General features: G+C 72.5%; 11 protein-coding genes. 7 read left to right on the top strand and 4 right to left on the bottom strand.

Annotated elements, in window-relative coordinates; genetic code table 11:
- Positions 1–21: 21 nt before the first annotated feature.
- Together WFI16_RS03145 and WFI16_RS03140 are read left to right on the top strand one after the other, a co-directional pair.
- Positions 22–981: a diacylglycerol/lipid kinase family protein gene (locus WFI16_RS03145; protein WP_419896335.1), complete on the top strand. Its 960-nt coding sequence runs from the start codon at positions 22–24 to the stop codon at positions 979–981.
- Positions 978–1,829, top strand: a complete 852-nt coding sequence (locus tag WFI16_RS03140; RefSeq protein WP_419896334.1) for a metallophosphoesterase family protein — start codon at positions 978–980, stop codon at positions 1,827–1,829. Before WFI16_RS03145 ends, WFI16_RS03140 begins: the two co-directional genes overlap by 4 nt.
- A gap of 199 nt (positions 1,830–2,028) precedes the next feature.
- Here WFI16_RS03140 and WFI16_RS03135 read toward each other — a convergent pair whose 3' ends face one another.
- Positions 2,029–3,207: an MFS transporter gene (locus tag WFI16_RS03135; RefSeq protein WP_419896333.1), complete on the bottom strand. Its 1,179-nt coding sequence runs from the start codon at positions 3,205–3,207 to the stop codon at positions 2,029–2,031.
- A gap of 119 nt (positions 3,208–3,326) precedes the next feature.
- Between WFI16_RS03135 and WFI16_RS03130 the strand changes: the two genes are divergently transcribed.
- The 4 genes from WFI16_RS03130 to WFI16_RS03115 all read left to right on the top strand — a co-directional run bounded on the left by WFI16_RS03130 (position 3,327) and on the right by WFI16_RS03115 (position 8,015).
- On the top strand, positions 3,327–6,278 hold the full coding sequence (locus WFI16_RS03130) for a helicase-related protein (protein WP_419896332.1): 2,952 nt from the start codon (positions 3,327–3,329) through the stop codon (positions 6,276–6,278).
- Positions 6,279–6,291: 13 nt separating this feature from the next.
- A complete protein-coding gene (locus WFI16_RS03125; protein ID WP_419896331.1) occupies positions 6,292–6,603 on the top strand; it encodes an RNA-binding S4 domain-containing protein in 312 nt (103 codons plus the stop codon).
- Between the two features lie 135 nt (positions 6,604–6,738).
- Positions 6,739–7,071, top strand: a complete 333-nt coding sequence (fdxA, locus tag WFI16_RS03120; protein ID WP_419896330.1) for a ferredoxin FdxA — start codon at positions 6,739–6,741, stop codon at positions 7,069–7,071.
- Positions 7,072–7,430: 359 nt separating this feature from the next.
- Positions 7,431–8,015: a CarD family transcriptional regulator gene (locus WFI16_RS03115; protein WP_419896329.1), complete on the top strand. Its 585-nt coding sequence runs from the start codon at positions 7,431–7,433 to the stop codon at positions 8,013–8,015.
- A gap of 122 nt (positions 8,016–8,137) precedes the next feature.
- On the opposite strand, the gene WFI16_RS03110 is transcribed toward WFI16_RS03115, so the two are convergent.
- From WFI16_RS03110 to WFI16_RS03100, 3 genes are all read right to left on the bottom strand, one after another.
- A complete protein-coding gene (locus WFI16_RS03110) occupies positions 8,138–8,923 on the bottom strand; it encodes a Bax inhibitor-1/YccA family protein (RefSeq protein ID WP_419896328.1) in 786 nt (261 codons plus the stop codon).
- A 148-nt stretch (positions 8,924–9,071) separates the two neighbouring features.
- Positions 9,072–11,603 (bottom strand): ABC transporter permease, encoded by a 2,532-nt coding sequence (locus WFI16_RS03105; RefSeq protein ID WP_419896327.1) that lies wholly within the window; start codon positions 11,601–11,603, stop codon positions 9,072–9,074.
- The gene (locus tag WFI16_RS03100; RefSeq protein ID WP_442970629.1) at positions 11,600–12,343 is read right to left on the bottom strand and encodes an ABC transporter ATP-binding protein; all 744 of its coding nucleotides are present in this window, start codon (positions 12,341–12,343) and stop codon (positions 11,600–11,602) included. Before WFI16_RS03100 ends, WFI16_RS03105 begins: the two co-directional genes overlap by 4 nt.
- A 139-nt stretch (positions 12,344–12,482) precedes the next feature.
- Here WFI16_RS03100 and WFI16_RS03095 point away from each other — a divergent pair, with 139 nt between their 5' ends.
- On the top strand, positions 12,483–13,031 hold the full coding sequence (locus tag WFI16_RS03095) for an arylesterase (RefSeq protein ID WP_419896326.1): 549 nt from the start codon (positions 12,483–12,485) through the stop codon (positions 13,029–13,031).
- Positions 13,032–13,036: the final 5 nt, after the last annotated feature.

Below are 13,036 nucleotides of genomic sequence, written 5' to 3'. Positions count from 1 at the left end.
GCGCACCAACCGAGGCCCGGCATGCGCGCGACCCTGCTGCTCAATCCCCGCTCCGGCACACTGCTGGGCCAGCCGGCTCTTGCGGGGCGCATCGTGGCGGCGCTGCGCCAGGCCGGCTTCACCCTCGACACCGTGGCCGAGGATGCGGCACCCGACCTCGCCGGGCGACTCGACGCGGCGCTGGCGGGGGGCGCGCCGGTGCTGATCGTCGGCGGCGGCGACGGCACGCTGCGCAGCGCTGCGGCGCGGCTGGCCGGCACGGGCGTCGCGCTCGGCGTGCTGCCGCTCGGCACCATGAACCTGCTGGCGCGCGACCTCGGCCTGCCGCTCGACCCGGTGGAGGCCGCCCTGGCCCTGGGCCAGGCCGAGACCCGCGCCATCGACCTGGCCGAGGTGAATGGCGAGATCTTCCTCTGCCAGTCGGTCGTCGGGCTGCCCAACCGCCTCGGCCTGCACCGCGAGCGCCTGCGCGGCGACGGGCGGCTGGCGGCGCGCTGGCGCATGGCGGTGGCGGCGCTGCGGGCCTTCTGGCACCACCCCCCGCTCCGCCTCGCCTGGCAGCTCGGCGACGGCCCGCCACGCCGCGCCTGGACCCGGGCCCTGTCGGTGGTCAGCAACGAATACGCCGATGCGCCGGGCCACATGTTCCACCGCCCGCGCCTCGATGGCGGCCGCCTGAGCCTGCATGTCGCGCAGGGGTTCGGCGTCTGGTGGGTGCTGCGCCTGCTGCTGGCCATGGCCGCCGGCCGCTGGCGCCACCGCCCCGGCCTGATCACCGAAACCGCCCCGGCCCTTTCCATCCTCAGCCGCCGCCGCCATCTGCGGGTGATGAATGATGGCGAGGCCCTGCTGCTCGAGACCCCGCTGCGCTACCGCATCCACCCCGGCGCGCTGCGCGTGCTGGCCCCGGCCGAGGTGGCCGCGCCGGCCGCCGCCATCCCGCCGCGCGCCGCGCCTGCCCTGGAGGAGCCGCTGGCATGACCCTGCCCCGCCGCATCGACCATATCTCCGACCTGCATTTCGGCCGGGTGGACCAGCAGGTCTGCGACGCCCTGATCGAGACGCTGAACAGCGACCCGGCCGACCTGATCGTCATCAGCGGCGACCTGACCATGCGGGCCCGCTCGCGCGAGTACAAGGCGGCCTGCCGCTTCATGGGCCAGCTGAAGGCGCCGCAGATCGTCGTCCCCGGCAACCACGACATCACCAACTACTGGCCGTGGGAGCGCTTCCTGCACCCCTTCGGCCGCTGGCACCGCTTCGTCGGCGGCGAGACAGAGCCGGTCTGGCGCGACGACCACATGGCGGTGATTGGCCTGAACACCGTGGTGCGCGGCGGCCTGCACCTGTCCTGGGAGGAAGGCCGCGCCAAGCGCAGCCGCATGAAGCGCCTGCTGCGCCGCCTGGACGAGCTGCCGCCCGGCCTGTTCCGCATCGTCGTCGCCCACCACCCCTTCCTGGCCCCGGAAGACGCGCCCGACACCCCGCTGGCGCAGCGCGCCGCCCCGGCCCTGGAACAGCTGCAGGCCGCCGGCGTGCGGCTGATCCTGTCCGGCCACCTGCACCGCGGCTATGTCCGGCTGCACCGTGGCACCAGCCGCACCACCGGCCCCGGCGGCCATGACCGGCCGGAACTGCTGGTGGTCCAGGCCGGCTCGGCCATCTCCACCCGCCTGCGCGGCGAATCCAACGCCTACAACCGCATCATCATCCAGGACGGCCACGCCCGCATCGAGCCGCGCCGCTGGAGCGGCTCCGCCTGGATCAGCGCCGCCGCGCCCGCCTGGCCGCTGGAGGTGCTGGCGGAGCAGGCGAAGGCGGCGGAGTAAGGTCGGGGGAATGAATTCCCCCGAACCCCCTTCTTTTTTCTGTCTGTTGGCCGTTGCGCGCCCAGCCGCCTCACAAGAAACGACACCAGGGCATCACGGCCCGACGTCATTCCACGAAACCGGCGCCTGCCGGAAGGCCATTCTGTCGCAGGGCCATTTCGCCCGCCATCTTCACGTGAACATGGCAATTCAAAAGAATTCATTCCGCTAGCCTGGCCACTCCCTTCTCTGGAAGCCGCAACGACAAGGCCAGGGGGATCGCCAGGGCACAAAGCCCCGCCATCACCCAGAACATCCCGCCGCCGAAGCTGCGATAGAGCGGCCCGCAGGCGAGCGTCATGGCGCCGGTCATCAGCCCGACGCCGAGCGCCGCGTGCAGCGACTGGGCGGTGCCGGTCTGGCTGGCCGGCACCAGGCGCAACAGCAGGTGCATCGCCGCCAGGTGCTGGGCGCCGAAGGTGAAGCTGTGCAGCCACTGGGTGGCAACCAGGGCGGGCAGCCAGGTCGTGCTGGACAGGATGGTCCAGCGCAGCACGCCGCTGCCGGCCGCCAGCAGCGCCAGGCCGCGCGGCCCGATGCGGCCGACCAGGTGGCGGCCCAGGTAGAAGAGGATCACCTCGCCGACCACGCCCTCGGCCCAGAGCAGGCCGATGGTCGAGGCGGAATGGCCGGCGGCGGCCCAGTGGATGCTGCCGAAGCCGTAATAGGCGGCATGGCTGCTCTGGATCAGGCCGGAGAGGATCAGCAGCCGGGCGAAGCCGGGCAGGCGCAGCGTGGCGCGGAAGCCGCCGCTGCCGCGGCGCGGGCCGGCGGCCACGGGGCGCGGCAGCAGCATGGCGGCCAGCAGGCTGGCCAGCATCAGCGCGGCGATCAGCCAGGGCACGATGCCATAGCCGGACCGGCCGACCAGCCAGCCGGCCAGGATGGCGGCCAGGATATAGGCGACCGAGCCGCCGGCGCGCACCGGGCCGTAGTCGAAGCGGCCGTCGCGGGCGGCGGCCAGGCAGAGCGTGTCGGACAGCGGCACCAGCGGCGCGCTGGCGGCATTGAGCAGCAGCTGCGCGGCCAGGAAGCCGAGGAAGCCGGCCACCACCAGGAAGCCGCTGGCGGCGGCGGCGGCGACCAGCGCCATCAGGCCGAGCAGCAGCCGCGGGTCGGACAGGCTGTCGGCCCAGCGGCCGGCGGCGGGGCCGGCGACCAGCCGCACGCCGGAGCCGAGCGCCAGCGCCAGCGCGATCTGCTCGGCGGTGAGCCCCCGCGATCCCAGGAAGGCCGGCAGGAAGGGCTGCACCACGCCGATGCCGGCGAAGATGGCGCCATAGAGCGCGAGGTAGGGCAGAGCGTGGATGGCCGGGAACCGCTGCGGCAGGAGCCGCATTCTCGGCGCGGCCGGCGGGCGAAGTCCATGGGGCGGGCGGCGATTCGGCCCCTGCCCTGCGGCGCCGCGTCGGCCCCCCTGGTTGCAACGCGGGGCGCGAGGCGTCACTTAAGGGCGCGATGGCCCTTCGCCTCCCCTCCCATGACGCTTCCGCCCACGGTGCCTCGGCGATGTTCCCGGCGCGGGTCAAGGCCGTGCTCGGCCCGACCAACACCGGCAAGACGCATCTGGCGATCACACGGATGCTGGCGCATGCCTCCGGCATCATCGGCTTCCCGCTGCGGCTGCTGGCGCGGGAGAATTACGACCGCATGGTCGCGGTGAAGGGGCCGCGCCACGTCGCGCTCATCACCGGCGAGGAGAAGATCATCCCGGCCGAGGCGAAATGGTTCGCCTGCACGGTCGAGGCCATGCCGCTCGACCGCCGCACCGAATTCGTCGCCGTCGACGAGATCCAGCTCTGCGCCGATCCGGATCGCGGCCATGTCTTCACCGACCGGCTGCTGAACGCCCGCGGCCTGGTCGAGACCATGTTCCTCGGCGCCGAGACCATCCGCCCGCTGCTGCAGCGCCTGGTGCCGCAGGCCGAGATCGAGACCCGGCCGCGGCTGTCGGAACTGTCCTATGCCGGCCCGGCCAAGCTGACCCGGCTGCCGCCGCGCTCGGCCGTCGTCGCCTTCTCCGCCAGCGAGGTCTATGCCATCGCCGAGGCCATCCGGCGCCGGCGCGGCGGCTGCGCCGTGGTGATGGGGCGCCTCTCGCCGCGCACCCGCAATGCCCAGGTGGCGCTCTACCAGAACCGCGAGGTCGATTTCCTGGTGGCGACGGACGCCATCGGCATGGGGCTGAACATGGATGTGGACCATGTCGCCTTCGCCAACCTGCAGAAGTTCGACGGCCACCGCCCGCGCATCCTGACGCCTCAGGAGGCCGCCCAGATCGCCGGCCGCGCCGGGCGCGGCATGCGCGACGGCAGCTTCGGCGTCACCGCCGACTGCCCGCCGCTGCCCGACGAGATGGTGGCCAAGATCGAGGGCCACCAGTTCGAGGCGCTGATGACGCTGGCCTGGCGCAATGCGGCGCTCGACATGACCAGCATCGACGCGCTGCTGGACAGCCTGGCCGCGCCGCCGCCCCGCCCCGGCCTGTCGAAGGGCAATGACGCCACCGACCACATCACCCTGGCCGCGCTGTCGCGCGATCCGGAAGTGAGAAAACTGGCCCAGGGCCGCGCCCGACTGCGGCTGCTCTGGGACGCCTGCCAGATCCCCGACTTCCGCAAGCTGTCGGATGACAGCCACACCCGCTTCTGCGCCCGGGTCTTCGCCCATCTGGCGAAGGAGGGGCACCTGCCCGGCGACTGGGTGGCCGGCCAGATCGCCCAATGCGCAAATACCGAGGGCGACCTCGATACGCTCATGGCGCGACTATCGGCGATCCGCGTCTGGACCTATGTTGCCGCACGGGCCGACTGGATGCGCGATGCCTTGCGATTCCAGAACGAGGCCCGTGCCGCCGAGGATGCGGTGAGCGACGCGCTGCACGAAAGGCTGACCGCCCGCTTCGTGGACCGGCGCGCCGCGCATCTGATCCGCCGTCTCGACGACACGGCCGAAGAGCTGCTGTCCGCCGTCACCCGCCAGGGTGAGGTGGTGGTTGAAGGCCATCCGGTTGGCCATGTGACGGGTTTCATGTTTGAACCCGATGCCGCTGCGGGTAATGGGGAGGAGCGCAAGCTTGTCCTGCGTGCCGCCCGCCGTGCCCTGCAGAGTGAGATGCCGAAGCGCGTGACTGAGATCGAAACCGCGTCCGACGACGCATTCGCCCTGACGCCCTCCCATCGGATCACCTGGAACGGTGCCGAGGTCGCCCGTCTGCGACCCGGACCCACCCCGGACAAGCCGCTGGTGGAGGCGCTCGACTCCGACTTCCTGGAGGGGGCCCAGAAGGAGCGCATCCGCGCCCGGCTGGCCACCTGGCTGGAGGCCATGATCAAGCGCGAATTCGCCGCGCTCGACACGGTGGAGGCCAAGGCGGCCGAGGATGGCGCGCTGCGCGGTCCGGCCTTCCGCCTGCGCGAGTTCCTGGGCCTGGTGCCCGGTGGCACCGAGGGCGAGGTCAACCCCGAGCTGCGGCAGAAGCTGAAGGCGATCGGCATCCGCGCCGGCCGCTTCGCGCTCTACCTGCCCGAGGTGCTGAAGCCCCGGCCGATGGCGCTGCGCGCCCAGTTCTGGGCGCTGAAGGCCGATTGCGACGTCCCCAGCGTCCCCGGTGGCGGCCTGGTCTCCGTCCCGCCCCCCGAGGGCTGGCCGGAAGGCTTCGCCGAGACCATGGGCTGGGTCACGGCCGGTCCCGTGCTGCTGCGGCTCGATGTCGCCGAGCGCGTCGCCGGCGAGCTCGGCCACCTGACCCGCCGGGCGCCCGCCATGCTGCCGACGGATGTCGCCAGCCGGCTCGGCGTCAAGGCCGACATCCTGCCGGCGGTGCTGCAGACGCTGGGCTTCCGCCTGCTGCCGGCCGAGCCGCTGGCCGAGGACGCCTTCGGCCCGCCCGGCCCCACCATGGTCAGCGCCCGGCGCGAGGAGCGCGGCCCGCGCCACCGTCCGGGTGAACATCGCGGTGACCGCCGCCCGCAGGGCGACCGCCGCCCCGAGCGCGGCCCGCGCCCGCCGCGCGACGCCGCCTCGGCGACCGGCGAGGCGCCCGCCGAGGGTGCCGCCGCCCCGGCCGAGGGCGAGGCCGCAGCGCCGCGTCCCGACCGTGGCCCGCGCCCGCCGCGCGGCCCGCGCCCCCAGGGCGATCGTCCGCAGGGGGATCGTCCGCAGGGCGAGCGTCGCGATGGTCCCCCGCGCGGCGAGCGTCGCGATGGGCCGCCCCGCGGCGACCGCCGCGATGGCCCCCCGCGGGGTGACCGCCGCGATGGTCCGCCGCGCGGCGACCGCCGTGGCCGCGACGATCGCGGGCAGGAGCCGCGCTCCTTCTCCTTCGACAGCGGCCCCGCCAAGGGCAAGGGGCCGGATCCCGACAGCCCCTTCGCGGTGCTGGCCCGGCTGAAGCTGGGCAAGGACTGAGGCGCGCCCGGCCATGGCGGAAGCCGAGGACCGGGACTGGCAGCGACTCGACAAATGGCTGTGGTGCGCGCGGGTGGCCAAGACCCGCGCGGATTGCGCCCGGCTGATCGAGGCGGGGCGGCTGCGGCTGAACCGCCAGCCGGTCGACAAGGCGCATGCCCGGCTGCGCCCCGGTGATGTCATCACCCTGGCGCTGGGCGGGCCGCACGGCGTGCTGAAGGTCTGGCGCGTCCTGGCCCTGGCCGCCCGGCGCGGCCCGGCCCCCGAGGCGCGCGGCCTCTACGAGGACCTCTCCGAGCCACCCTCGCCGCCGCTTTCCGGCTGAGCGCCCGGGCCCGGCCCCGACGCGGGCCGGGCGTGCGGAAAAGAAGGTTGCGCCTGGCGTGGCATCGGGCCATCTCTGCGCCGCGCATCGCCTGGGGATCAGGCGCCCGAATGTCGCGCCAGAGGGATCCGGATCGTGGCCTACGTCGTCGCCGAGAACTGCATTCGCTGCAAGTACATGGATTGCGTGGAAGTCTGCCCGGTGGACTGCTTCTACGTGGGCGAGAACATGCTGGTCATCCATCCGGACGAATGCATCGATTGCGGCGTGTGCGAGCCGGAATGCCCGGCCGAGGCAATCTTCCCCGACAGCGACGACAAGGCCGCCGACTGGGCCGAGCTGAACCGCACCTATTCCCAGCAATGGCCGAACATCACCCGCAAGGGTGACGCGCCGGCCGATGCCGAGGAATGGAACGGCAAGCCCGACAAGAAGCAGTATTTCGACCCCAACCCCGGCAGCGTCTGATCCCGCTGCCCGCCGCCGCGCGCTGTCCGCCTGCCCCGTCGGGCCGGCATGGGTGACGCGCGCGGTTTTTTCTGCTAGCTTCCCCAACAGGGAAGCTTGCCGTTCCGCGGCACGATCCCACCCTTTCTATCGCGTGCCGCGCGTCATGGGCCGCCTCCGGCGACGGGATCCGCGAGAGGGGCAGCGGTGGTGCTTCCTGTCCCGGCCGCAGCGCCGGGCCTGGCCTCGCAGGAGTTGAGAGCGGATGAAGCCACCGGCCGGCGCGCGATCCACCCCCTTCGCCCTCCGACCCGGCTGCGGCCGAACCCAGATCCTCCCGCCGATCCTTCCACCGTCATTACCCCGGATGTCGACCTGGCATGGCTGAAACCCCTTCCTCCCCCCCTCCCACCGACAGCGGCGTGACCGCCGGGCCCTCCCGCCCGGTGCCGCCGCCCAAGCCGCTCGGCAACCAAGGCAGCGAGTTCAAGGCTGGCGACCACGTGGTCTATCCGACGCATGGCGTCGGCCAGGTGCAGGGCATCGACACCATGTCGGTGGCCGGCACCGAGCTGAAGGTGATCATCGTCACCTTCGAGGAGAACCGCATGACGCTGCGGGTGCCGCTGAACAAGGCGGCCTCCTCGGGCCTGCGCAAGCTGGCCGGCACCAACATGATGGGCGAGGCGCTGGAGACGCTGAAGGGCCGCGCCCGCATCAAGCGCACCATGTGGTCGCGCCGCGCCCAGGAATACGAGCAGAAGATCAACAGCGGCGACCCGGTGCAGATCGCCGAGGTGGTGCGCGACCTGCACCGCAATGCCGGCCAGCCCGACCAGTCCTTCTCGGAGCGGCAGATCTACGAGCTGGCCATGGACCGGCTGGCGGCCGAGGTCGCGGCGATCGACGGCAGCGACAAGAACGCCGCCATGACCAAGCTGCTGGAGCATCTGAAGCAGGGCTGACGGGCCCGGGCGCCCCTGACGGGGCGCCTTCGGGACGAAAAAACCCCGGAGGGCCGCGCCCTCCGGGGTTTCTTTTCGAACGGGTCGCCGATGGCGGGCATCGCCCGCCATCAACCGACAGATCAATCCTGCTGGCGGACGCCGATGAACTGCAGCAGCAGCTGGAACAGGTTGATGAAGTTCAGGTACAGGCCCAGCGCGTCGAAGACGCTGCGCTTGGCGGCTTCATCGGTGCCCTCGGCATAGGCGAACTCCAGGTAGTCCGCCTTGATGCGCTGCGTGTCGTAGGCGGTCAGGCCCACGAAGACCACGACGCCGATGACGCTGATCACGAAGGCCATCATGCCGCTGCCGATGAACATGTTCACCAGGCTGGCGATGATGATGCCGATCAGGCCCATCATCATGAAGGCGCCGAGCTTCGTCAGGTCGGCCTTCGTGGTGTAGCCGTAGAGGCTGACGGCCGCGAACATGCCGGCGGTGATGAAGAAGGTGCTGGCGATCGAGCTGCCGACATAGATGCGGAAGATGTTCGCCATGCTGGCGCCCATCGCCGCACAGAACACCCAGAACAGCGCCTGCACCGAGATCTTGCTCATCCGGTTGACGCCGAAGGAGAGGACCAGCACGAAGGCGAGCGGGGCGAACATGGCGGCGAGGCCGAGGATGGTCGGCTGGGTCGCCACGCCGCGCGAGGTGCGGACGACCGTGTAGAACAGGTCCGCCGCGCCGGTGTTGGCGATCAGGTAGGCGACGATGCCGGTCAGGACCAAGCCCGACGCCATCCAGTTGTAGACGCGCAGCATGTAGGACCGCAGCCCGGCATCGACGGCGGCCGCGTCGGCCGTCGCCACGCGGCCCCAGCCGGGCGCGCCCGTCGTGTAACGATAGTCGGGACCAGAGGCCATAGCGTTCGAAACTCCTCCCAGCGCGGAGAATCCGCGGGTCAGTGATGTATATGGACTATCGGTAATCTGGATCAACGGCAAACCCAAGCCAGGCCGGGCGCCCTTGCAGATTCTTTATCCCTGTCGCCTGCCTGTCTCTCCTGCCCTGTCACTCGTTGCGCAGCAAGGGCGCAGCGCGGGCGCGCAGCGCCAGCGCGGTGCCGGCATAGCCCAGTACCAGGGTCAGGCCGGTGCAGCCCAGGATGGTGGCCGCCAGCGTGCCCGGCAGGAAGGTCCAGTCGGTGCGCATGACGTAATGCGCCACCGCCCAGCTCGCCGCGGTGCCGCAGGCGGCGGCGATTAGCCCGGCGGTCAGCCCGACCAGGCCGAACTCGACCATCCAGGCGCGGCGGATCTGGCCGCGACTGGCGCCGATCACCTTCAGCACCACGGCATCGCGGATGCGGCGGCGCTGCCCGGCCGCCATGGCGCCGGCCAGCACCAGCCCGCCCGCCACCAGGGTCAGGCCGGAGACCGCCGAGAGCGCGACGCCCAGCCGCTCTAGCAGCCCGGTCACCGCCTGCAGCGCGTCGCGCACGCGGATACCCGAGACATTCGGGAAGGCGTCGGTGATGGCGCGCAGCACCGCCGAGTCGCGCGCCGCGTCGCCACGGACCGTTGCGATATGCGTGTGCGGCGCCGCCTCCAGCAGCCCCGGCGAGGCGACGAGCACGAAGTTCAGCCCCAGCCCCTGCCACTCGATCTGCCGCAGATTGGCGATGCGGAAGTCGAGGTCGCGGCCCAGCACGTTCAGCCGCACCGTGTCGCCGATCGCCACCCCCCAGCCCTCGGCCAGGCGGGCATCGAGCGAGAGCAGCGGCGGGCCGCGATAGTCGGCCGGCCACCACTCGCCGCCGACCAGCCGGGTGCCCTCGGGCGGCGTCGCCGCATAGGTCAGGCCACGGTCGCCGCGCAGCGCCCAGCGGCTGTCCTCGGCCACCTGCATCTGCTCGACCGGCACGCCCATGACGGCGGTGATGCGGGCGCGCAGCGAGGGCACGCGCTTCACCTCGGTGACGCCCGGCAGGCTGGCGGCCAGTGCGTCGAAGCGCGCCGCCTGGTCGGACTGGATGTCGATGAAATAGAAATTGGGTGCCGCGCCCGGCAGCTGCTGGCTGAGCTGGTGGCGCAGATTGCCCTCGATCATGGCGACCGCCGAGAGCGTGGTCAGGCCGATGCCCAGCGCCACCAGCAGCAGCGCGGTCGGCGCGCCGGGGCGGTGCAGATTGGCCAGGCCCAGCCGCCAGGCCGGGTTGCCGCTGCCCTTCATGCCACGCGCCAGCCGCATCAGCAGCGTGGCGCCCAGGCGGAACAGCAGCAGGGTGGCGCCGGCGGCGGCGCAGAAGCCGGCGGCGAAGGCCGGCTGCTCGGCGCTGCCGATGACCAGCGCGACCAGCGCCACCACCGCCAGCACATTGACCGCCAGCAGCTTCAGCCGCGGCCGCACCGCGGTCCGCTGCACGGTGTCGCGGAACAGCGCCGCGCCGGGGATCTCGCGGGCGCGGGCCAGCGGCCAGAGGGCGAAGGCCAGCGCGGTCAGCGCGCCGTAGAGCGCGGCCTCGGCCAGCGGGCCGGGATAGATGCCGAGCTGCGGCGGCACCGGCAGGGCATCGGCGAAGGCCTGGGCGCCGAGGAGGGTCAGCCCCTGCCCCGCCACCAGCCCGACCAGGATGCCGACGGCGGACAGCGCCGCCACCTGGATCAGGTAGGTCAGGAAGATGACGCGCGACGGCGCGCCGAGGCAGCGCAGGGTCGCGATGGTGCGGGCCCGCTGGTCCAGCCAGGCGCGCACGCCGGTGGCAACACCGATGCCGCCGACCAGCAGCGCGGTCAGCCCGGCCAGCGTCAGGAAGGAGGCGGCGCGGTCGAGGAAGCGGTTGACCCCTGGCGCCGCCTCGCCGGCGGCGCGGATGCGCCAGCCGCCATCATCCTGGCCGGCGGTGCGCAGCGCGCGGATGAAGGTCTGGACCGGCACGCCGGGCGGCAGGCCGATGCGGTATTCGTAATGCACCAGGCTGCCGGGCTGGATCAGGCCGGTGCGCGGCAGGTCGGCCATCGGGATCATGGCGCGCGGGCCGGGGATGGCGGGGCTGGCCACCTTGTCGGGCTCCGAGCGGATCAGCCCGGCCAGGCGGAAGCTGGCCTCGCCGAGGCGCAGCCGGTCGCCGGGGGCGAGGCCGAGGCGCTCGGCCACCAGCGGCTCCAGCGCGACGTCGCCGGCGGCCAGGCCCTGGCCGGCCGGCAGGGGCGGATCGAGTTCCAGCGCGCCATAGATCGGATACTGCCCGTCGATCACCTTGAGCTCGACCAGGCTGCGCTCGCCGGACGGGGCGACGGCCATGGCGCGCATCTCGACGACCGAGGACAGCGTCGCGCCCTGGTCGCGGATCCAGCCCTGCGTCGCCTCGGGCATGGGCAGGGAAGCGATGCGCACCGCCACGTCGCCGCCGAGGATGCGGGCGCCATCGGCGGCGAGCCCCGCCTCGGTCGCCGCGCGCAGCGTGCCGACGGCGGCGATGGCGGCAACGCCCAGCGCCAGGCAGGCGAGGACGATGCGCAGGCCCTTGATGCCGCCGCGCAGCTCCCGCCGCGCGAAGCGGGCGCCGAGAGCGAGGCTGGCCCCATAGCCCGTGCTGCTCACGTCCTGTCGTCCGCGACCAGCAGCCCGTCGGCCATGCGCAGGCGCCGGCTGCAGCGCGCGGCCAGCAGCGGGTCATGGGTGATCAGCAGCAGCGTGGTGCCGAGCTCGTCGCGCAGCCCGAACAGCAGGTCCATCACCGCCTGGCCGGTGGCGCCGTCCAGATTGCCGGTGGGCTCGTCGGCCAGCAGCAGGCTGGGCTCGCCGACGACGGCGCGGGCCAGCGCCACGCGCTGCTGCTCGCCGCCCGAGAGCTGGCCGGGGTAGTGGTCCAGCCGGTGGCCGAGGCCGACGCGGCGCAGCGCCAGCCGGGCACGGTCGAAGGCATCGGCACGGCCGGAGAATTCCAGCGGCACCGCGACGTTCTCCAGCGCCGACATGGTCGGGATCAGGTGGAAGGCCTGGAAGACGATGCCGAGATGGTCGCGGCGGAAGCGCGCCAGCGCATCCTCGTTGAGGGCGGCCAGGTTCTCGCCCGCCACATGCAGCTCGCCACCCGTGGCTTTTTCGAGCCCGGCGAGGAGCATCAGCAAGGAGGTCTTGCCGGAGCCGGAGGGGCCGACCAGGCCCACCGCCTCGCCCCGTTGCACATCCAGATCAAGGCCGCGGAGGATGTTGACCTCCCCCCCCGCCGCCGCCACCTTGAGGGTCAGACCCCGCGCCGTGATCAGGCGGGGGTCGCTACCCGCCCCGGTCCGGGGCGCTGTCGCGGGGGAGAGGATGGCGTCTGGTACGTCCGGCATGACCCGCAGATATGGCCGCCGCGTCGCAGTGCGAAGGGCATTTCTGGGCCTAGGATTGTTTCTTTCTGTCTCAGCTGTCACCTGGCCACAGGGATCGGCGGCGCAGACCGCCCCCGCGGGCACCCCGATCCGGGTGCTGATGCTGGGTGATTCGATCACCGCCGGCTATGGGCTAGCGAAGCCCGAGGCGCTGCCGGCGCAGCTCGAGGCGGCACTGAAGGCGGCCGGGCTGAACGTCACGGTCATCGAGGCCGGCGTCTCCGGCGACACCACGGCCGGCGGCAAGTCCCGGCTGGAATGGGCGCTGGCCGACCAGCCGCAGGCGGTGGTGGTGGCGCTCGGCGGCAATGACGGGCTGCGCGGCCTGCCGCCTGCCGAATCCTACGCCAATCTGGCCGATATCCTGGCGCGGCTGCAGGCACGCGGCCTGCCCACGCTGCTGGCCGGCATGCTGGCGCCGCCCAATCTGGGCGCCGATTACGGACGTGAATTCTCGGAGACCTTCAGGAAACTGGCAGCCGAGCACCCCGAGGCCGTGTTCTATCCCTTCCTGCTGGACGGCGTGGCCGGCGACCCGGCGCTGAACCAGGCCGACCGCATCCATCCGAACCCGGCCGGCGTGCAGGAAGTGGCACGCCGCATGCTTCCCGCCATGCGGGCGCTTCTGTCCAAGGTGCAGGGAGGTTGAGCCAC

The organism is Roseomonas sp. USHLN139 (assembly GCF_037145735.1).
Classification (GTDB): domain Bacteria; phylum Pseudomonadota; class Alphaproteobacteria; order Acetobacterales; family Acetobacteraceae; genus Pseudoroseomonas.
The sequence above is the reverse complement of the archived record's forward strand: the minus strand, read 5'-3'. Positions and strand labels throughout refer to the sequence as shown.

What these genes read in the sequence shown, in the direction of transcription:
- WFI16_RS03125 (WP_419896331.1), top strand. Translation starts at nt 6,292, where the DNA reads ATGGCGGAAGCCGAGGACCGGGACTGGCAGCGACTCGACAAATGGCTG.
- WFI16_RS03100 (WP_442970629.1), bottom strand. Translation starts at nt 12,343, where the DNA reads ATGCCGGACGTACCAGACGCCATCCTCTCCCCCGCGACAGCGCCCCGG.
- WFI16_RS03130 (WP_419896332.1), top strand. Translation starts at nt 3,327, where the DNA reads ATGGCCCTTCGCCTCCCCTCCCATGACGCTTCCGCCCACGGTGCCTCG.
- WFI16_RS03110 (WP_419896328.1), bottom strand. Translation starts at nt 8,923, where the DNA reads ATGGCCTCTGGTCCCGACTATCGTTACACGACGGGCGCGCCCGGCTGG.
- WFI16_RS03140 (WP_419896334.1), top strand. Translation starts at nt 978, where the DNA reads ATGACCCTGCCCCGCCGCATCGACCATATCTCCGACCTGCATTTCGGC.
- WFI16_RS03145 (WP_419896335.1), top strand. Translation starts at nt 22, where the DNA reads ATGCGCGCGACCCTGCTGCTCAATCCCCGCTCCGGCACACTGCTGGGC.
- WFI16_RS03095 (WP_419896326.1), top strand. Translation starts at nt 12,483, where the DNA reads ATGCTGGGTGATTCGATCACCGCCGGCTATGGGCTAGCGAAGCCCGAG.
- WFI16_RS03135 (WP_419896333.1), bottom strand. Translation starts at nt 3,207, where the DNA reads ATGCGGCTCCTGCCGCAGCGGTTCCCGGCCATCCACGCTCTGCCCTAC.
- WFI16_RS03115 (WP_419896329.1), top strand. Translation starts at nt 7,431, where the DNA reads ATGGCTGAAACCCCTTCCTCCCCCCCTCCCACCGACAGCGGCGTGACC.